Consider the following 20,394-nt stretch of genomic DNA (forward strand, 5'->3'; position numbering starts at 1 on the left):
AAAAAAAAAAAACAAATCAAGCCTTTTTCTTGATTTAAGAATTTTTAGAATCTCCTTTATCTAAAAAGTCAAATACATAAAAATCATTTATTATCATTTTGATTTCTCTAAAAGAGCAAATTTTACTCATTTTGGTTTCAAAGTTGGTATAAGAAAACTTTAAGTTTATCCACATACAAGATGCTTATTTATCAAGCACAGGTAGTTTAGTTAAAATCTTGCTTAATTTTTCCTTTAAATTTCTTAGTGTATCCTCATCAACTTTATGGTTATCAAGAGTGTTATTTAATCCTGAAATTAAAGGATTAAATAAACTATCCACACCTTGTAAAATGGAAGATTCTGCCTCCTTTTGTAGTGAATTTTTTGCCTCTCTAAATTTATCTTGCATGGCTCTTGTTCTTTCTTTTTCTCTTTCAGCTTTATTACCAAAGACATCTTTAATCTTATCAATGAGTGGTGCAATAGTCATCAATACTGCCCCTATTGGCTTTAGCACAGGAATAGGGATTGGCAATGTCGCAAGTGTTGTTCCAAGAATAGCAACTATTTTACTATCTATTATATCTGTTGCGTTTGTCGCATCGTTAGTATCCATCTCGATTTGCTTATATTGTAATTTGAGTTGCTCAAAACTCTTTTGAAGATGTTTTGCTTCGCCTTGCAATCTGTCATTAATAGAATATTCTATTTTTTTTGCACAATTTTCTAGCATTTGATTGATTTGAGACTCGTCGATTGTGCTGATACTTCCTAAGATGTTTTGTATAGTTCTCAATAATTCTTGTTTGCAATTTCGTTTTGCCATCTCATACTTGCTTATTTCTTCTTCTATTATCTTGAGCTGGGGATTTGAAATTTTGTTATCTATATTATGGAAAAGAGTATTTATCGTTTCTTCAAACATTTTGTTTACGACATTGATGACTTCTCTTTTGCCACTTTCGTCTATTATCCTTTTAATCTCATCATCAAGTTTTTGAAAACCACTTTTCTCAAATAACGAATTTTTACCCTCAACTCTTCCTTTGAACGCACTTTGAGCATTTATGGTTTTAAGAGAGCATTTATTTTTATCAATATTGTATTTTTCAAGATTCGCATATATGGCGTCTTCTTGTGCTTTTAGCTCCTCATCACTCGCGTCTTGCTTTTTGTTTAAGACCATAATAACAGGTTTCTTGTCATCTACGATTTGTTTGATTTTATCATAAGTGATTTTCTCATCTACACCAGAAGCATTACTAATGACAAATAGTATCACTTCGCATTTCTTATAATGTTCACTTGTGACTTTTTCATGCTCCATTGGTGCATTGATACCCGGAGTGTCATAAATTGTATAATTATGATAAGTGTATTGTTGAATTTGAGAGGTTTGGGGTTTATCCCCAACCTCTGCTACTTTCTTACCAAATAATGCGTTCATGATAGTGCTTTTACCAGAATTATAGCACCCATAGAGCATGATTGAAGGAGTAAAAGATTCTAATTTAGAATCTATTTTATTACAAAACTCTCCTATATTCTCTTTTGTGCTTACTTCAAGATTTATTATATCTTGCTTTAGTCCCATCATTTCGCTTTTGAGATTCTTATAAATCTGAACTTCTTGAATTGTATTTTCCATCGTGTATTCTCCTGTATATCGAGTTATATTCTCTAATCAAATGTAAAAATATAAAAACTTTGTAAGATTTATTTTGCCTCCTTTACAAGTTTATTTTTAAGGGTTTTTAAGGTGGATTCCAAGTCATTTATACCTGTTTCCACATTTAACATTAAATCCTTAAGTTGAGATAAAAAATCTTTATCAATTTGCTTAAGACAATCTGATACAAATCCATCACAATAATGCGATATAAGTGTTTGTTCAAGTTTTGCAATGACTTCACTTTTATTATCCCCCGCAACACGCCTTTCCTTTGTATCTTCCTCACCAAAGACTCCAAATGAGACTGTATGGAGAAATTTATTCCACCAGGAAGCTTCCTTTATATAGTCTTCATAGAACGTCTCAATATTGAAATTAATCTTTAGGGATTGGATGGAGCTTGTATTCGCATTAAAGTTATTCATCACTTCGCGTATCTCCTTATTTGCGAGTTTCAATATAGAATATTCGACTTCTTGGAGCAGTTTTTGTTCTATTCCTTGCTTACCAATCTCATCATAGTATTTGTATGTTATCTCTTGTATGATTTGTGGAATCTGATTTTGAAGCCTCTCTTTAGCTTTATTGCATTCATGTTGTGTGCATTGTATTGCACCTTTGATATTTTCGAACTCTTTTTTGATGGTGCAAAGACTTTTTTCATTTTCAGACCCATTTACACCATTGGTGATAATATCTATAAGCCCTGCAAGTGTTATGTATGGATTTTTAGCTTTAAGTTTTTCTGCTTTATTTTTTACCAAATCATCTAATACTTCATAGAGATATTCGATATTGCTTCCATTGTAAAGTTCTTGATTATCATTTATCTTACTTTCTTTGGCTGCTTTGATGGAGATAGAAAATATCTTATTATCAATCTTGTTTATATCAGATTTTATGTTTTCTTTGAGACGCTGATAAATATCTTCTTGTTGTAATTTTCTATTTTCTTCACTTTTATTGTAGAATATTTTTACTATCTTTCCATCAACTTCATCTTCCTCTGTTCTATCGGATTTTGTGATAATGATATTTATCGTTTTACCCAACTTAATAAGCTCTTTTATCTGTTTTATTTCATCATTTTGTAAAGGAGAATCTGAGCTTGTGGGAAATATGATAAAATCAGCTTTTGTAATATATTTTCTTGCTAACTCACCATTTGCTTCTGTCATCGAACTTAAACCAGGAGTATCTACCCATGCTAATCCACCTAATTTAAATAGCTGAATCTCACTTGTGCATTCTGTGATTTTTGTCTTAAACCCCTCATTCTCATCAATTTCTTCAAATTCACTCGCTTCATATTGACCTGCTTTATCATATTTAGTAAATTTTGGTTTTTGATGTGGTAGACAGTTTTTTGCGATGTAATTCCCCAAAGTACTCTTACCTGCTTTGACTTTACCGTAGATGATTACAATAAAGTTATTTCTCAACTCATCTTCAAACTTCGCTTCTTTGGATTTCTTGTCAAAAAGTTGCTTCCATATAGAAATCTTTTCTTTTGTGTTGTTTTGGTATTCTCTGAATACACGAATAAGCTCTTCATCTATATCTTTTATATTCTCATTGATTTTTATAGTATCAATTTTGTTATGAAAGTCATCAATTTGTTTTTTGATTTCATCTCGTTTTTCATCAATGTTTTTATTGCGGACATTCAAAGATTCAAGACTTTTATAAAATTCTACCGAATACATTTATTTCTCCTTGTTGTTCTTCTGCTTGATTTTTAGCTTGAGCTATCTCTTTTTTGAGTTGTTGTAATACTTTAAGCTCCTTTTCTGCTTGTCGTTTGATGACTTCTAGGTTAGTAGATTGCTTACATGTAACCAATTTAAAGCGAGATGTCTCTTTGTCAAATTCAATGGTAGCTTGATATTTATCTTCCATAGATTTTATAAAATTATTTCTATATTGCTTGATAAGATTTTTCACTCTTTGTTTTTTATCTTCTTTATACTGTGATGTCCTCTCATCTCTACTGCTAGTTTTGTTGTTTTCTGGTGCATCATCTTCGAGAGTTTTCTTTATCCCATATCCTATCACTCCTACAATTGCTGCTCCGACTATCCATGGTATTGGCATTATATTTCTCCTTGTCTATAAGATTTGATTTTGTTATTTGCTTTGCTTATCTCATTAATAAGTTCCCTATCTATTTTTTTTATATCGCTCTCACATTCTTCTAGCTCCTTTTTTCGTTTGTCAATCTCTATATCAAGTTTTTTCATAAGTCGCCGAGACATTATATCGTCCTTGCTAAATTGCTCCTTTTTGCCTTGTATCATTGTATAAAGTTGTTTGATATTGCTTTGTTTGATAAGCATTTGTTTATTGTCTTGCTTACCTTTTTGGTAATTTTTTGCAGATACTACAAGCATATCTACTTTTGCTTCAGCCCCAAAGATTGTCTGGATTTGACTAGTAATCTCTCTTTCAACATCTTTGATTGCATTTTCGTCTTGTCCGCCAAAATTATTTAAGACAAAAATAGTGTTATCAAGAAATTGTTTTGGATTGTCCCAAATACGAGCTATTTCTTGCAAAAATTTTCGCTCTTGTTGATTTAAACCACCAGTAGATAAATTATGTGCAAAAAGATTTAAATGAGATTTCCTAACTTCTTTCATAGTGACATTATCATCACCTTTAGTTGCATTCAAACCGGGTGTATCTGTCCAAAGTATATCACCATATTGATATGCTTTAGATTCTGTAGTTTCTCTTTTATCGGAGGTAGCAAAAATGCTATCATCAAGTGAATTGACTAATGCGTTTAGTAGTGTGCTTTTGCCGTGATTGTAGATTCCTATACAAGTTACATTATATAGTTTGTTTAATTCATATATGCCACTTTGTAAATATTCAATCAATTCTTCAAATAAATCTAATCTATTATTCATATATTGTGAGATTGAGCTTATATACATCTAATAACCTTTTCTTAAATTAATTAAAAACTTTACCACATTCCCATGTGACGGCTGTGTGATTAGAAAATCCATAAAACTTTTTGACATATTGACTCCTTAATTTAAGAATTTCTTAAATGCTACATTTATCATGTCGCAAGAAGCATTTATAGAAGCATTATAATTGCGACCATATTGTGATTCTACAAAAAAAAAAAAACAAATCAAGCCTTTTTCTTGATTTAAGAATTTTTAGAATCTCCTTTATCTAAAAAGTCAAATACATAAAAATCATTTATTATCATTTTGATTGTTCCCATCTTTCCTTTTTTATCACCTAAAATCCCTAACCAATACGACTTTGTATACTTTTTAGTGCTTCGGCAGTTATATTATTGAATGCCTCTTGCAGATTATCAAAATTGTCATCCAAATAAGCAATATAAAGCTCACCCATAGCCTTTGTGGTTGTGCCAGCAACCGTTGCATTAATAGCTCCACCAGTGAGAGTGCCAATAAATGGCACGAATTTCAGCACACTTCCTACTGCTACTTTTGCAGCAAATCCTACCCCAGCAACAGCTACAAATGCTGGGATAACTTTTTTCGCACTCTCAAGTGAAATATCTAACCCATAAATGTTGCTAATATGGATAATCATTGCACATTGTGTAGGCAATAAAATAGCAAAATCTGCGAAAGGTATGGGTGTAGCAGCTACGGCTCCGGCAGCTACACTATAACGATTGATAATTGTTTGTGCTTGTTTCTTTGCAGCCTCTTTGCGTAATGCATTATCATAAGTTTGCTTTCTTGCAAAAGCGAGTTTTCTCGCTTCAGGCAATATTTTATATGACTTTTGAATTATCTCATTGATTCCCATAAGTGGTTTTCTCTCTCCGTCATCATCTTCTATCGATAACGCACGCACTCTTTCCATCCTATCATCATTCACTTGTAATGTCCTCTTTACAATATCAGAAAATTTTTCTCCATGCTCATCTTTATCCCGCTCAGCTTTTGTGATGGCGACTAAAGATGGAATCTGATATTTTTGTAAGAGATTCCATATTTCTTTATCTGCTACTTCAATGCGTCTCCCAGATTCTGCTATACATAGCCATGCGATATGGATTTGCTTGTCTACATCTTCTCTACTTTTTTGTTGCAAGAATCTTTCTATATCATCTTTGATTGCTGCATAGTCTTTTACCTCTAAGCCTTTAGAATCATAGAGAGTAAAATCATCACTCACTTTATAACTTTTGATTTCTTGTGTTATTGGTTTACCCGATCCTGTGACAAGACCCTCTGGGACATTATCACCAAATATAGCTCTAATCAAAGTGGTTTTCCCTATACCTGTTTTCCCTAGAATCAAAACATTGAGATTCTCATTCTTATCTTTTTTCATCTCACCATAAGCTTTTTTCATAACATCTCCCATATTCACACTGAATTCTTGTTGGTTTGCCATGCAATCTCCTATATATCAATAAATTTACATTTTACTTTTGTGTTTATGCACTCAAAGTAAAATGTAAATCTACTTTGGTCTCTCTATTGCATATAATATGAAGCTATGTCTCATATTATATTTCTCATAGTGATTCTTTCTCTCAAACAAAGAATCTTTCGCAATATTTTTAGATACCTTTCTTATTCATTTACCTCAAAATAAAATTGCACATCTGCTACATCATCTATTTTAATACCTTTTGCATAATTCACAATATACAGAATAAGGCTAGGATATTCACCACCATATTCATATTCTGCTGTGCAAAAGAGAAGCTTTTGCTTAGTATCAACTCCTTTTTCAAAAAGTGAGGAAAAGCCGGGGTCATCAACTACAACTCCCTCTGCTTTTAGCTCGTTCCTTGCTTGTTGCATAATCTTTTTTGTGATTGTGCCACCTTGTGTAATGTCCCATGCTTTGTTAAAGGCCTTTCTTTCAAAATATGCTTCCTTAAATGCCTGAAATACTTTATCATCACTACATTTTGGGATAGAATCTTGTGCTGCATAAGCATTTACAATAAATCCTAATAAACAAAACCCCATAAATACAATCTTCTTTACCATGTGTTTTACCTTTCAGTATGATTTTGAGTGTTACCTCATGTTTATTTTATACAAACTTTTTTACTTTACTTGAGAATCTGCTAAATTTCTTGAATCTTTCGGAGTTTCCTCTTAATTCTTTTTTAGCTTTTAGGATAATTCCAGAAGAGTATTTTGACATTCTCTTTTTTTGTTTTATCTTTTCTTCCCTACACTTTGTGCATTCTCCCCAAATTCTTTACCTATTTTTGTAAAAATACCTTTTTACTCATCATTATCTCAATAAGCAACAGATTCTAATTTGATTATAAAATCCTAGCTATATATCAAACAATCTCTAGAGGTTATGTAAGGATTGTATATTCTACAAAAAAAACAAATCAAGCCTTTTTCTTGATTTAAGAATTTTTAGAATCTCTTTTATAAAATACAACTCATTGCTATAAATTTATACGAAATGTCAAATTTCATAGATTTTTTACTATGATTTTACTTTGCAATGAAAATTATAGATATTAAAGATTCTAAAAATTACTACTATATACTTTTAAGTCGGGGTCATTTGTGTTCCTATGATTGTTGTTTTGACCATTCACGTTCTTGGTATCCGCTTGGGATTGTGCAAATATTGATTGGGCAGCGGACATTATGGCAGCACCCATACCAGAAAATTTTCCATTATCCATAGAATATTTTTCCTTATTGTCCTTGAAGCCTTCTTTATTGCCTACACTAGTGTCGAAAATAGGGCTTTTATATTGCTTTATTCCATAATTATTGATTCTGGCTGTTGTATTGTCTCGTGATTCGTCCATATCATCTAACATTTTTTTAAATCCATAACCCAATGCAAAACTTGCACCGCTTACTGCTAAAAATCGTAATATACCCATACAATTCTCCTTGTATTATAATTTGAGTTTTCGTATTATAATATCCTATTGCGACAAGATATGTCGTTTTTGAAAGCATTCTAAAAAATTTTATCTTTTTACTTTTTTATTATGATTATTAAGAATCTCTCAAAGAATCTAAGAATTTTGTTATAATTACAAAAGTTTTTTGTTGCGTATGCAACTTTATTTGTTATAAAAAGAGAAAATATGAAAATATATCATTTATCACATATCGATTTAGATGGCTATGGCTGCCAATTTGTGGCACGTGAATTTTTTAAGGATATTACATTTTATAATGCGAATTATGGCAAGGAAGTTATGGCACGATTAAATGCGATTTTAGGCAATATTTCTTCATATAAAATGCGTGGAAATAGTAATACAGCGACACTTTTTGGCAAAACTATAAAGATAGAACAAAAAAATCCAATACAACAAAACCAAACGAAAGAAAAATTCATCATTCTTATTACAGATTTAAATCTGACACTCAATGAATCAAAATTTCTTAGTGAGCAAGTAAAGGAATTAAAAGTTGCTGGACTTGATATTGAGATTATCCTACTTGACCACCATGCTACGGGTGAGGAAAGTGCGAAAATGTATTCGTGGTATCATTTAGATGTAAATCGTTGTGCAACAAAAATTACTTATGAATATTTATTGGAGCGATTTGGATTACAAGAATCAACACAAGTTTGGTTGAAACCTATGGTTGAAATGATTAATTCGGTTGATATTTGGGTTGAAAGTGGATTTGGTTTTGAATTTGGTAAAGTCGCTATGAGCATGATTGCAACAAGTAATGAACTCAATCGTTTTATGTTTGATACAGAAAGTAGAGATTATAAGCTCAATCTTTTACAATATGCACGAGATTTCCTTAAAGATTCTCATGTGAATAAAGTAGGGGGATTGATTGAGGGGAAAGCATTTGATGAAGTAGAATTTGATAATGCGATTTTCTTTTTAAAAAAAGTAGCACTTGGGGGCGATAAAGAAACAGAAACCATGGATAATATCGTCTCAAGGGCACAAGTAAAACTTTTAGAAATGAAAAAAGATGAATGTAAAATTTATTATAAAGATAAAACTGGTTTTTTAAGCTATTGTATGGGAGGTATCTCGGTTGTAGCAAACCGATTTTTGCATGAGAACAAAGATGAATTTGACTTCTATATTGATGTAAGCAATCGTGGAAATGTTAGTCTCCGATCAAATGGTGGTTGTGATGTGAGTGCCTTAAGTCAAGAATGTTTTCATGGAGGTGGGCATAAAAATGCAAGTGGGGGACGCATTGAAAATTTTAGAGAAAGTTTTCTTTATGAAGATATAAAGGCACAAGTGCAAGGTATATTAGAAATGCGAGATGAATGGGATTTATGATGTTGTAAGGATAAAGAGTCAATAATCTTACTTATTAGATAATTACTTCGTGATATTTATAGAATCTAAATCTTATACCAATGTATATGGGTAAAAAACTATTTATTGTAAGAATTTTCTTTCTTAAATTCTTTTGCTTCTATATTTTTTATTGTAAATATTTTGGTAAAATATTATTGATTTCTTAAAACCATACTCATAAAACTCTCTATCAAAGGAATAAAAATGTGTCTAGCAATCCCTTCAAAAGTTATAAGCATTAATACAGAAACAAATATGGCGACACTTGATACACTTGGTGTGAAACGCGAGGCAAGCCTCGATCTTATGCAAGATAATGTTCTTATTGGCGATTTTGTGCTTTTGCATGTGGGTTATATTATGGGCAAAATTGATGAAGAAGATGCCAAAGAAAGTCTGAAGCTTTATGCACAAATGATTCATGCAATGCAAGAAGAAGAGGAAGAGATTAAAGAATTGGAACAAGCAAATCAATAGGGAATAAAGATAATTTCAAACTTCTATTACTCTTCACAATAAAGAGATTTCTTAATAATTACAATGTTATAAGTTTTTATAAGAAAATTAACACAAAATTATTGAATGATTTATTTTATTTTTCTATATCATAGAAATGCGTTATGAGTTCTATTGGCAATTTATAAGTTTTTTATCCTTTTTAGCATTCTTTTGATAAAATTTGTTTTTAAACTATTTTATTGAAAATGATAAAAGGATAGACAATGACACAAAAATATGCTATTTTAAGTGTAAGCAATAAAGAAGGTATTATTGAATTTGCAAAAGGTCTCATCTCTTTGAACTATAAGATTCTAAGCACAGGAGGCACACTCCAAGTATTGCACGATAATAATATCGAAGCAATTGATGTAAGTTCTTATACACAAAGTGAAGAAATGTTTGATGGACGAGTAAAAACCTTGCACCCAAAAATACATGGTGGTATCTTGTATCGTCGCAATCTAGAATCTGATAGACAGACTGCAAATAAAGCGGGTATCTATACTATTGATCTTGTTTGTGCAAATCTTTATCCATTCAAGGATACAATCCAAAGAACACAGGATTTTCATGAAATTATAGACAATATTGATATTGGTGGTCCAAGCATGATTCGTGCTGGAGCAAAGAATTTTCAAGATGTAGTAGTTGTAGTAGATTGTAAAGACTACAAACAAGTAATAGAAACTCTCAAAAGGAACGAAAATACTATTGAATTTCGTCGTAACCTTATGATAAAGGCTTTTAGTCATACAGCAGAATATGATTGCATTATTGCAAATTATATGAATGAAAGATTCTATAATGATATGAGCGAAAATATTTTTATTGTGGGAAAAAAAGTTATAAATACAAATTATGGAGAGAATCCTCACCAAAAAGGTGCATTATATGAGAATAAAGATTTCTATTCTAAGCATTTTAAAACACTGAAAGGCAATCCTAGTTTTAATAACTTTACAGATATGAATGCTGCTATGAAAATTGCAACTTCCTTTGGTAAAAAAGCTTGTGTATGTATTGTAAAACACGGAAATCCTTGCGGGTTTGCACTCAAAGATAGCTTAATACAATCATACCAAGAAGCTTTCAAATGCGATAGCATAAGTGCATATGGCGGTGTTGTGGCAATTAATGGAATATTGGATAAGAGTTTAGCAAATGAGATTCTAAAAAGCTATATTGAAGTGGTTGTTGCAAGTAAGGTTACTTTAGAAGCAATGGAAGTATTTTTACACAAAAAACGTATTAAAATTTTTGAATGCAATGCAATAGATGGCACAAAGCCTCTTATGCAATCACATGATGAAGATTGCGATACTCTTTATTTTCCTCGTGATATGTTTGATTTTAAGAGGATTGAGGGTGGTTTTGTTTATCAAAATACCGATGTTATAGAATCTGATGAAGTAAGAAACTCTCAACTTATGAGTAACGCGAAAGCCACACAGGAACAAATGCTTGATTTGGAAATAGCTTACAAAATAGCTGCTCTTACAAAATCAAATTGTGTTGTATATGTAAAAGATTCGATTCTTGTAGCAATCGGTATGGGTATGACAAGCCGTGTTGATGCAAGTTATGCTGCAATTAAAAAAGCTCAAGATATGGGTTTAGACCTCAATGGTGCAAGTCTTGCAAGTGAAGCATTCTTTCCTTTCAAGGATAGTGTTACTCTTGCGGCAAGTGTTGGAGTAAAAGCAATTATACAGCCAGGCGGAAGTATCCGTGATAATGAAGTAATTGAGGAAGCTAATAAACATTCAATTGCATTATATTTTTCAGGTAAAAGACATTTTTTACACTAAAATGAGGTATAGAATGAGTGAAAATAGCAACATAAATACAGAGACAAAAATTGATACAAAAAATAATATTATTCTAAAAGAAATACAACCTTTGTGGCAACAAATCAAAGAAGATTTTTCTACCCCACAGCAAAAAGATCCTGCATATAATGGTTTTTTAGAACTTTTTTTTAATTATCCTGGATTGATTGCTATCGCACATCATAGGGTTGCCCATCGTGTTTATAATAGGGGATTCAAATTGCTTGGAAGAATCATTATGGGTTGGGCACAATTCATGACAAGTATTGATATACATCCAGCGGCATATATTGGAAGACGTGTGTTTATTGATCATGGCATTGGTGTTGTGATTGGTGAAACAGCACAAATTGGTAATGATGTAACTATTTATCAAGGTGTGAGCTTGGGTGGTGTGAGTCTTGAAAAGACAAAACGACATCCAACAGTGCTTCATAATGTAACAATTGGTGCGGGTGCAAAAATATTAGGAAATATAGTTATTGGTGAAAATGCAAAAGTAGGATCAAATTCTGTTGTTATTAAAAATGTTCCAAATAATGCTACTGCAGTTGGTATTCCAGCTCGAATCATAGGGCAAGATGACAAAGAAAATGACAAGCAAACAACAAAATTACCCGATATTGATCAAAAAATGTTTGAGTATATTTTATGTCGCTTAAAGATTTTTGAAGCGATGGTGCAAGAATGCACACAACAAGATATTAATACAACAATGTGTGAAAAATATGAGGAATTAAAAGAACAAGGCAAGATTCTCGATAATATGTATGCCGAGTTTCTTAAAGCTATAAAAAAAGAATGAAAAAATAATGTTTTATTTATGCAAGAGCATCAAAATGAAAATTAATAGATTTTTCTTGTGTTTGCTTCTTTGTTCTAGATTCTACTTAATTACCATTATTTATAATTAGATAATAAAAATAATTTAAAAGTAAGTTATGTTTGTCAATCTTTTATCTCTTTTGAGTAGCTTTGAGATTGATTAAGACTATTTGATTTTGTGTTTCTTTCAATTTCTCATGTTGGCGATAGGGATTTTTTTATTTAAAATTAAAAAATAAATGAACCAAAAAAGTAAAATATATTTACTTAATCTCTTCAAAATATTTGAGAATCTTTTTACTTTTTGAGGTATTATTTTATTTTTATAGTCAAAATATAGCAACATGAAATTATTTGCAAACCAATAAATATTCTAATATGTTTTGATAAACAAAAACTCGACTAAGTGCTGTATTTTCTCTAAATATTACAAACTATCGATACAAATTAATTCTATTTATAGAATCTTGAACAAGGATTGGAATTGAAATATTTTTATAGTTCTTTCGTTGTTACGCTCATAGGTTTAGGAATAGCATACTATATTGACACATGGGAAGCTGTATATATATGTGTCATTCTCTCTTTGCTTGAGATTAGTTTATCGTTTGATAACGCTGTTGTCAATGCAAAAGTTCTTAACACAATGGAAGAAAAATGGCAACAAAGGTTTATTTATTGGGGGATTCCCATTGCGGTATTTGGTATGCGTTTTGTTTTTCCCATACTTATTGTTGCAATTGCAGCAAGAATGGGGATATTGGAGACTTTACATCTCGCAATTTATAAGCCAGATGAATACCATAAAGCACTTGAAACAACGCGTTTTGAAATATATGCTTTTGGTGGGGCATTTCTACTCATGGTTTTTCTGCAATTCTTTTTTAGTGATGAAAAAGATGAACATTGGATTTCGTTGCTCGAGGCTAATCCTATAATGCGTATGTTGGTAAAATTTCCGAATGTTTCGTTCATGATTGCTATTACTTTTGGTATTATCTTGTTAGCAATAACAAAAGAATATGTTATAGGAATGGCATATTTTAGTGCTTTAGCACTCTATTTGCTTATACATTCTGCTGATACACTATTTGGTAGCGATGGTATTCGCAATGGCTTAATGGGCTTTTTGTATTTGGAAGTTTTAGATGCAAGTTTTAGTTTTGATGGCGTTATTGGTGCGTTTGCTTTAAGTGAAAATATTTTTATTATCATGGTAGGTTTAGGTATTGGTGCCATGTTTGTTCGTAGTTTGACACTTTATTTTGTCAAACGACAAGTGTTGCAAAAATTGATTTACTTAGAACATGGTGCTCATTATGCCATTGGTGCATTAGCTGTGATTATGATTGTAAAAATTTTCACAGAAGTGAGTGAAATTATCACAGGACTTGTTGGTGTTGGCTTCATTGGTGTATCTTTTATTTGTTCTATAATGACAAAGAAAAAACCTTAGAATCTCAAACTAAACCTACTTGATTCCTTAATTATTCAAATTGTCTTGTAAATCAATAATATAATTTGATAGGAAAAAGAATGTATTGGGGTAGGGGGGATTAAACAATATAGAATCTCATTTATTTTAGTAATATGAGTTATAGATGATTTCTTGACAATAAAAATCAATTCTATATAGAATAATATGAATGCTATACAATGCAATAGAAAAAAGCTTAAAATATCCAAGAAATACTATAAATATTCTTATAAAGACTTTTATGTTATTGTCTCTATATTTTCCATAAAACCAATAACAAGATACACTAAAGACAAATATCACACAAAAGCTAAGTTTCAATGCAAACCACACACACACACACATATATATATATATATATATATACCAAAGTCTGCATTTTTTGTATCATACACATAAAATCTCTCTTTACCAAACCATTCAAGAGCTATAAAATTAAGCAGTTCAATACCATAATCTGTAATAAATAAACCTATCACAAAATTAACAAAAATTAAAAATACAAATAAATATACACGCTTACCAAGCATGAATTTCTCTTCCATCAGAATCTAGGGCTAATAAAAAGAAGGGTTGGGGTTTAAATCTATAAAAATCCATTCGTTATGAGTGGGATATACTCTTCTTTCTACTACTTCATATTTTCTTATAGCAAATTTTAATCCCCTATCTACTATTTTATTATCATAATTGTCGGTTAATTCATCTTTTGGACTTTGATACGATATACTTAATCTATCTATTTCCACAAACTCTACAATCTCTTTCCAAGTAAAATACAACACTCCCAGTTTTTCACATTGTTCTTTATCTTTCAAATCAGGATTTACCCATAATAACTTATGATATTTATCTGCACTGCTTTCAAACCATTGGATATTCGGAATTTTATAGAGTTCTTGAGACGATATAATATTTTGCATAATTCTAGTTTTGCTATGGCAAAAAGATATTCTCCTTTGTTATTTGTAATCATTAATTCTTTTGTTCTATCATGACTTCTTACCCTTACTCCCTCTGTTCCCATAAAGTCTCTTTGTGGATTAAGTATGGTTATGCCACTATCATTATGAGAATCTTGATATTGTTTATATCCTTGATAATTATTTCTATTCGGATAATTTATATCAGTGTATGTATTTTTCTCTTGTTCATTTTTACTTATATTGTTTCCTCCCTGTAATTTATATTTTAATGCAACAAAAATAATTCTATCATAGCATGGAGTAGTAATTTAGGAATCAATAAAGATTTTTGATTATTAAGTTAAGATGAATAAATAAATATGCACGATAGAAAATATTATTTCTTCTACGATATAAAGGCACACCGAGTATTGTTTGTATTGCATGATCATCTTAAGATTTTGTAAAATTATCATTCTTTGCTGTTACTGGAACATAAAATGCCCAAAATTTGCTTACAAAATATCCCACAATAGTATAGGTAACACCACCTAATATCAAGGCAATATATTCATTCATATTAAGGATTCTGTATGTAATAAAAATTATTATTGTGCTAAAGATATAGGCAATCCCCATAGCAATTCCAAATCGCACAAAATCTTTTTTATGTGAATTTTGTGATTTGAAAGTAAATTTTTTATTTAAAATATATGAATTTAGCACACCAAAGATAGTGCCAATTGTATTAGCAACCTCTGGTATCACCCCCAGAAAAGTCAATCCGAATGTAATAGAATACCCTACAATAGTATTTGCTATGCCAACAAGTGCGTAGAGGAAAGCAGAGTTATTGAGTAATTTTGTCATCGTTGTTTTTATCATTTTATTATCTTATTTTTATTAGGAATTTTTTGAAACTAGAGTCTTTTCTTTATAGGGGTTAATATCACTTTGTTAGTATGGTATTAATGGTTGTAATGCCTCCTCCTCCTCAATTTCTTTATGTGTATATTTTTCTTCACCTTTAAAGGTAATAATTGCACAATGTGGATACACTTCTATTTTATGGTAAATATTATTTACTCGTTTGATGAGTTTCCCAGCAGTCTCTGGGATACATTTTTGATTCTTAGCAATTTTTTCAGGATCTTCAGAATCTGGTAACTCAATCCATTGTTCCTCTGGAATCTCGCCCCAACCATAATGTTTCATTACCATACGAATCCAATATTTTCCATCAGTAATGAGTGCCAATCGTTTCATGATACGATTACTTTTTGATGAATTTTCAAGGACGGGAGATGCAGTAACCCAGCCTTTTACTCTAAAAAGGTAATCATCATAACTCACTTGCTTTGGTATTGCATTTGCAAGATCGCTTAATAAGATTGTAATTCTAAAGTTTTGATATTCTTTCTGTTTTGCAAGTGCGTTTCCATACATATTTGCAAAGACAATGAGCGACCAAGACAACATACCAACAATAACACCAGAAGCAACAAAGAATATTCTTTGAGTAAGATTTCTTGAGACAAGTTTTTCCGAATTTGTTTGTTGTTGATCCTCTTGTTTGTAAGCCCAACCTCTCCATGAGCTTACAATATAAATTGCAATAATAGCGGTAAAAATTCCAATACCAATGAATGCACGGGGACGAGTAAGTGGCTCTTGCAAAAGTAAATAAGTTCCATAAGAAAATGAGATTCCAAAGATTATAACAAGCAAGGAAAGTGTAAGAGAAAGAATCTTATTATTTTTACCTTGATAGATTGCAGAGAGAATAAAAAATATAATCAACGCAATAAAAGAGATTTTAATGCCACTCCAACCAAAATCGTTCCATAAATAATCAAGATATGTTTCCAGATTCTCTAAGAATCCTTCAATAAAATTAGAGGGCGTGAGTGTAGCAGTCCCAGCTTGTGCATGTGCAAATGGATGCATAATGATAAATTTAAAAATTGATAATGCAATAATATAATTTATCATTGAAACCCCCATAAAAATAAGTGTTTTTTTCAGTCCCGCATTTGTTTGATTAAGCATTAGAAAGCCAAAGAAAAGCACTAAAATTATTTCTATTCCACTGCTTGCTTGATATGTCATACACATTCCCAGTGAACAAAGAATTGAAACGGGAATATACGCACGAACATGGTGGATAAAAATAAAAGGTATCACACTAAAAAGCACCGATAATGCCATGTAGGGAGAATCAAATCTAAAAGATAGCTCTTCTAAAAAATAAGGTGAAAGTCCAATGGGTAATGAAGCAATGATTCCTAAAATCGTTAAACGTTTTTTATGTGGCACTTCTTTTTCTTCCCATATACTTGTTTCATTTTTCCACAGGACTTCACGAATGCTCCATACCACAATAACAGATGCAAAGCTTAAAAAACCGATTGCAACAAATTGTGTTAATGGTGCAATATCAGATAAGACACTATCCATATGCATAAAAGTTGAGAGAAAATAGCTAATATAGCGTGAGAAATTATCCCATTCTTTATAGCCAATAGCAGAACGCCCCCAATCATCAATATAATACACATCCGCACGAATAATAGCAGTAATCCCTAATAAATAGAGAAAAAATGCTACACAAATATATTTCCAAAACCCCTCTGTGTGGAAGAATGCCCATAACGCACCTTTAAAGTCAGTAAAAATTTGTGAAAATAAATTTGTCTTATGATGTGTGTTTTGAGTGTAGTATTTTTTTGTTTGATTCATTATTGCCTCCTAAGATTATATAAAATTGATCTAAAAATAATCTTGACATCTTTCTTATGAAGATTTGCGGAATCTTTCTCTAAATTATTTATATTCTATTTTAGCATTACATTGAAGGATTCTATTTTGTGTCTCCCATGTTATATTATCACATCTGATACCATGTTGTTTCCCTTTACGAAAAATAAGAAATATATTTTATCTTTTCATATATTCAAATAAATATTGAATAACTCTTGTTTGATTCTAATGAATATTAGCACTTATAATCGAATCTTTTATTGAATCTTGTTTTGATTCTGTATTTACAATATGATTGCTTTGTAAATTTGTTTGGAAATTTTCTAAAATATAAATTGGTCGCATTTTTACTTGTTCATAAATTCTTGCAATGTATTCACCAATGACACCTAATACAATAAGTTGGATACCGCCAATAAAACTAATTAGGACAATAAGGCTAGGGTATCCTGGTACAAGATTACCATAAAGTAATGTAAAGACAAATCGATAAGAACCATAAATAAATGCTCCAAAGCTGATGATAAAACCAAGAATAAATGCAAAACGCAATGGCATTGTGCTAAAGCTAATGATACCTTCGATAGCATATTTAAAAAGTTTCCAAAAACTCCAACTTGATGCTTCTTTAAAATGCGGTATATATTCATATTCTAAGCATTCTCGTTTAAAACCAACCCATGCAAACATTGCTTTTGAGAATCTGTGATACTCACCCATTTGTAATAATGAATTAATAACTTCTCTATCCATGAGGCGAAAATCTCTAACGCCTGATTCTATCTTAACTTCAGACATAAAATTTGAAATTTTATAAAATGCTTCACTAAGTATCGCACGAATCTTACTTTCTCCCGCACGCGTTGTGCGACGAGCATATATAACTTTTGTTTGACGATTAGATTCTAACCAAATTTGAATCATTTGAGGAATGAGGCTTGGTGGATCTTGTAAATCTGCATCAAGTAAAATTACTCCTTCGCCCCGTGCTTTCTTTAAACCAGCTAAAATTGCAGCTTCTTTGCCAAAATTGCGTGAAAGTGAAAAGGTACGAATGACAAAATTATTAAGAACAGCGGTTTCATTAAGATTCTCAGTGTTAGATTGTGTTGCATTTGATATGTTGTTTGTAGTTTGAATGGGTGGCTGCTTTGTATGGATATCTGTATTATATTTTTTTTGCATATCTTGCAAGATTTCCAATGTTTTATCCTTGCTACCATCATTTACAAAGATAAATTCATAAAAAGGTATATTGTTTGCAGTATTAAAGTATTTACATATTCTTTCTTGCACACCATTCATAGTTTTAATAATTTCGTCTAAAAATTTTGGTAAAGAAACTTCTTCATTATAGCAGGGTACAACAATTGAAATACTGGGGTTATAGTTATTCTCAGATTCATATATTTCCACAATAGCTCCTTATAAACCATAGCCTTTATTTTTGTATTTTAGATTCTAAAAACTTAAATATTAGATATAATTTTAGCTTTATATTGCTAATTAAGCAATATAAAGTGTTAAATTTCAAGGGTCAAGGGTAATGTTCTCATACAGATTACAAAATTAAAGCACTAATAATAACAAATTTATTATTAACCAATAGATTATGAAATACTACTTAGTAAATATAATATTATGATAAAATTTAAATAAACTTTTAAGACTCTCATTTGAAGTTTTGTTATAACTCATTTATATAGTTTAAGTTAAGCTACGGAGTAAATATATGCAGGAAATGAAAATAAGCAAAGCATTTCTTAGCATTGACATAGCCTTTGCACTAATAATCATGTCTTTTGCATTTATACTCTTATTGATTATTCAAAATGATATTTCACAAGAAATGCAGCGAGAAGATATTTCTGATATTCAAAACACCAATCAATATCTTTTTGATATGATAAAAGTAGATCGGGGACGAAATCACATGCTTTCTACGAATAAGCAGATTCAGTATCAACTTAAGTTATACGAAACACAGGGGAAAATAAAATTATATTATTTTGAATAAATTATTACTTATGAAAATATTTTTAAAATATATTTATAAGTAATAACTATATATGTTATTGAGTGTTTGATTTTAGGTAACAAGATTTCAAGAAACCATTTACTTAAATATTACTTAACTTATGCATTATGCTAAATGTTTTTAATAGCAAATTTAGAGATGTTTATTGATCGTTACTAAGTTATAGTAATATTTAAGAAATAGTTTAATTCAATTATGAGAATAAGGAAGTCAATATGAGCTTAACTTTAGTAAAAAAAGAAATGCAAACACATGTAGAAGTAGCACAAAAAAGTCTTGATGAACTTTCATCAACTCTGCACGATGTTGCAAAAGCCATTATAAAAACATTAAAAAATGGCAAGAAATTACTTATTTGTGGAAATGGTGGTAGTGCCGCAGATAGTCAGCATTTTGCAGCAGAGCTTACAGGAAGATACAAAAGGGAACGCAAGGGGATTAAGGCAATAGCACTTAGCACAGATACTTCAGCATTAACTGCCATAGCGAATGATTATGGGTATGAATATGTTTTTAGCCGTCAGGCTGAAGCTCTCCTTGATGAAGGAGATATTTTGTTTGGAATCTCAACAAGTGGCAACTCCAAAAATGTTATCAATGCTTTTGAAACTGCGAATAGGATTGGTTGTTTAACGATTTCGCTAACAGGTAGAGATGGTGGTAAGATGAAGAGTGTATCTGACTATAATATTATCATTCCAAGTAATGATACCCCACGCATTCAAGAAATGCATATTCTATGTATCCATATTCTTTGTGAGATTATTGAAAGGAATTTCATGGAGAAAATAGAACAATAATATTTACTTTTGTATGTAAAAATTAGATTATTCTTGAGATAAAGATATACTTTCTTGTAAGTCATTGTGTATAATCATTTGTCCAGAATCTAGTTTTTAATTGTAATTTATTTTACATTTTATAACTTTTCATATTAATGTCGAACAAAAAATATTTGCAGTATTTTCTCATATACAAAACTTTCACATTCAATCTAAGTCTTATTGAAGAGATTCATAATAAAAATTTTATGCCCTAAAAACACAACCACTTCTTTTTATAAACTTATAAACATATTGATATTTTTTTAAATTAACAAAAAGTAGATAAAATT

Annotated in this window: 19 protein-coding genes; 7 read left to right on the forward strand and 12 right to left on the reverse strand. The window is 30.7% G+C overall.

Annotation, left to right across the window (positions count from 1 at the left end; genetic code table 11):
• Nucleotides 1–184: 184 nt before the first annotated feature.
• From CQA53_RS00005 to CQA53_RS00035, 7 genes are all read right to left on the reverse strand, one after another.
• Entirely contained in the window at nucleotides 185–1,630 is a 1,446-nt protein-coding gene (locus CQA53_RS00005) for a GTPase (RefSeq protein ID WP_115541980.1), read from the reverse strand.
• A 68-nt stretch (nucleotides 1,631–1,698) separates the two neighbouring features.
• Nucleotides 1,699–3,360 (reverse strand): dynamin family protein, encoded by a 1,662-nt coding sequence (locus CQA53_RS00010; protein ID WP_115541981.1) that lies wholly within the window; start codon nucleotides 3,358–3,360, stop codon nucleotides 1,699–1,701.
• Nucleotides 3,338–3,748, reverse strand: coding sequence for a hypothetical protein (locus CQA53_RS00015; protein WP_115541982.1), 411 nt, complete (start codon nucleotides 3,746–3,748; stop codon nucleotides 3,338–3,340). The genes CQA53_RS00010 and CQA53_RS00015 overlap by 23 nt, the downstream gene beginning before the upstream one ends.
• Nucleotides 3,748–4,593, reverse strand: a complete 846-nt coding sequence (locus CQA53_RS00020) for a GTPase (protein WP_115541983.1) — start codon at nucleotides 4,591–4,593, stop codon at nucleotides 3,748–3,750. Before CQA53_RS00020 ends, CQA53_RS00015 begins: the two co-directional genes overlap by 1 nt.
• Nucleotides 4,594–4,921: 328 nt before the next feature.
• Entirely contained in the window at nucleotides 4,922–6,052 is a 1,131-nt protein-coding gene (locus CQA53_RS00025; RefSeq protein ID WP_115541984.1) for a YcjF family protein, read from the reverse strand.
• 182 nt (nucleotides 6,053–6,234) lie between these two features.
• Entirely contained in the window at nucleotides 6,235–6,660 is a 426-nt protein-coding gene (locus CQA53_RS00030; RefSeq protein ID WP_115541985.1) for a hypothetical protein, read from the reverse strand.
• Between the two features lie 503 nt (nucleotides 6,661–7,163).
• Nucleotides 7,164–7,532 (reverse strand): hypothetical protein, encoded by a 369-nt coding sequence (locus tag CQA53_RS00035; RefSeq protein ID WP_115541986.1) that lies wholly within the window; start codon nucleotides 7,530–7,532, stop codon nucleotides 7,164–7,166.
• 210 nt (nucleotides 7,533–7,742) lie between these two features.
• Here CQA53_RS00035 and CQA53_RS00040 point away from each other — a divergent pair, with 210 nt between their 5' ends.
• The 5 genes from CQA53_RS00040 (at nucleotide 7,743) to CQA53_RS00060 (ending at nucleotide 13,556) form a co-directional block, all read left to right on the forward strand.
• A complete protein-coding gene (locus CQA53_RS00040; RefSeq protein ID WP_115541987.1) occupies nucleotides 7,743–8,924 on the forward strand; it encodes a DHH family phosphoesterase in 1,182 nt (393 codons plus the stop codon).
• Nucleotides 8,925–9,149: 225 nt separating this feature from the next.
• Nucleotides 9,150–9,422 (forward strand): HypC/HybG/HupF family hydrogenase formation chaperone, encoded by a 273-nt coding sequence (locus CQA53_RS00045; RefSeq protein ID WP_115541988.1) that lies wholly within the window; start codon nucleotides 9,150–9,152, stop codon nucleotides 9,420–9,422.
• A 245-nt stretch (nucleotides 9,423–9,667) separates the two neighbouring features.
• Nucleotides 9,668–11,254: a bifunctional phosphoribosylaminoimidazolecarboxamide formyltransferase/IMP cyclohydrolase gene (gene purH / locus CQA53_RS00050; RefSeq protein WP_115541989.1), complete on the forward strand. Its 1,587-nt coding sequence runs from the start codon at nucleotides 9,668–9,670 to the stop codon at nucleotides 11,252–11,254.
• Nucleotides 11,255–11,267: 13 nt separating this feature from the next.
• Nucleotides 11,268–12,080 carry a serine O-acetyltransferase gene (gene cysE, locus CQA53_RS00055; protein WP_115541990.1) on the forward strand — a complete coding sequence of 271 codons (813 nt, stop codon included), beginning with the start codon at nucleotides 11,268–11,270 and terminating at the stop codon, nucleotides 12,078–12,080.
• Nucleotides 12,081–12,584: 504 nt separating this feature from the next.
• Complete coding sequence (locus CQA53_RS00060) at nucleotides 12,585–13,556, forward strand: DUF475 domain-containing protein (protein WP_115541991.1); 972 nt, start codon at nucleotides 12,585–12,587, stop codon at nucleotides 13,554–13,556.
• Nucleotides 13,557–13,894: 338 nt separating this feature from the next.
• Here the strand turns inward: CQA53_RS00060 and CQA53_RS00065 are convergent, their stop codons facing one another.
• The 5 genes from CQA53_RS00065 to CQA53_RS00085 all read right to left on the reverse strand — a co-directional run bounded on the left by CQA53_RS00065 (nucleotide 13,895) and on the right by CQA53_RS00085 (nucleotide 18,658).
• A complete protein-coding gene (locus tag CQA53_RS00065) occupies nucleotides 13,895–14,107 on the reverse strand; it encodes a hypothetical protein (RefSeq protein WP_115541992.1) in 213 nt (70 codons plus the stop codon).
• Between the two features lie 27 nt (nucleotides 14,108–14,134).
• Complete coding sequence (locus CQA53_RS00070) at nucleotides 14,135–14,500, reverse strand: hypothetical protein (RefSeq protein WP_115541993.1); 366 nt, start codon at nucleotides 14,498–14,500, stop codon at nucleotides 14,135–14,137.
• A gap of 435 nt (nucleotides 14,501–14,935) precedes the next feature.
• Nucleotides 14,936–15,367 carry a GtrA family protein gene (locus CQA53_RS00075; protein WP_115541994.1) on the reverse strand — a complete coding sequence of 144 codons (432 nt, stop codon included), beginning with the start codon at nucleotides 15,365–15,367 and terminating at the stop codon, nucleotides 14,936–14,938.
• A 72-nt stretch (nucleotides 15,368–15,439) separates the two neighbouring features.
• Nucleotides 15,440–17,221, reverse strand: coding sequence for a glucosyltransferase domain-containing protein (locus CQA53_RS00080; RefSeq protein WP_115541995.1), 1,782 nt, complete (start codon nucleotides 17,219–17,221; stop codon nucleotides 15,440–15,442).
• A 246-nt stretch (nucleotides 17,222–17,467) separates the two neighbouring features.
• On the reverse strand, nucleotides 17,468–18,658 hold the full coding sequence (locus CQA53_RS00085) for a glycosyltransferase family 2 protein (RefSeq protein ID WP_245945519.1): 1,191 nt from the start codon (nucleotides 18,656–18,658) through the stop codon (nucleotides 17,468–17,470).
• Between the two features lie 316 nt (nucleotides 18,659–18,974).
• Here CQA53_RS00085 and CQA53_RS00090 point away from each other — a divergent pair, with 316 nt between their 5' ends.
• A complete protein-coding gene (locus CQA53_RS00090; RefSeq protein WP_115541996.1) occupies nucleotides 18,975–19,259 on the forward strand; it encodes a hypothetical protein in 285 nt (94 codons plus the stop codon).
• A 236-nt stretch (nucleotides 19,260–19,495) separates the two neighbouring features.
• Nucleotides 19,496–20,080 (forward strand): D-sedoheptulose 7-phosphate isomerase, encoded by a 585-nt coding sequence (gene gmhA, locus CQA53_RS00095; protein WP_115541997.1) that lies wholly within the window; start codon nucleotides 19,496–19,498, stop codon nucleotides 20,078–20,080.
• The last annotated feature ends 314 nt before the right edge of the window (nucleotides 20,081–20,394 follow it).

Origin of the sequence: Helicobacter didelphidarum, assembly GCF_003364195.1 — a bacterium.
Classification (GTDB): domain Bacteria; phylum Campylobacterota; class Campylobacteria; order Campylobacterales; family Helicobacteraceae; genus Helicobacter_A; species Helicobacter_A didelphidarum.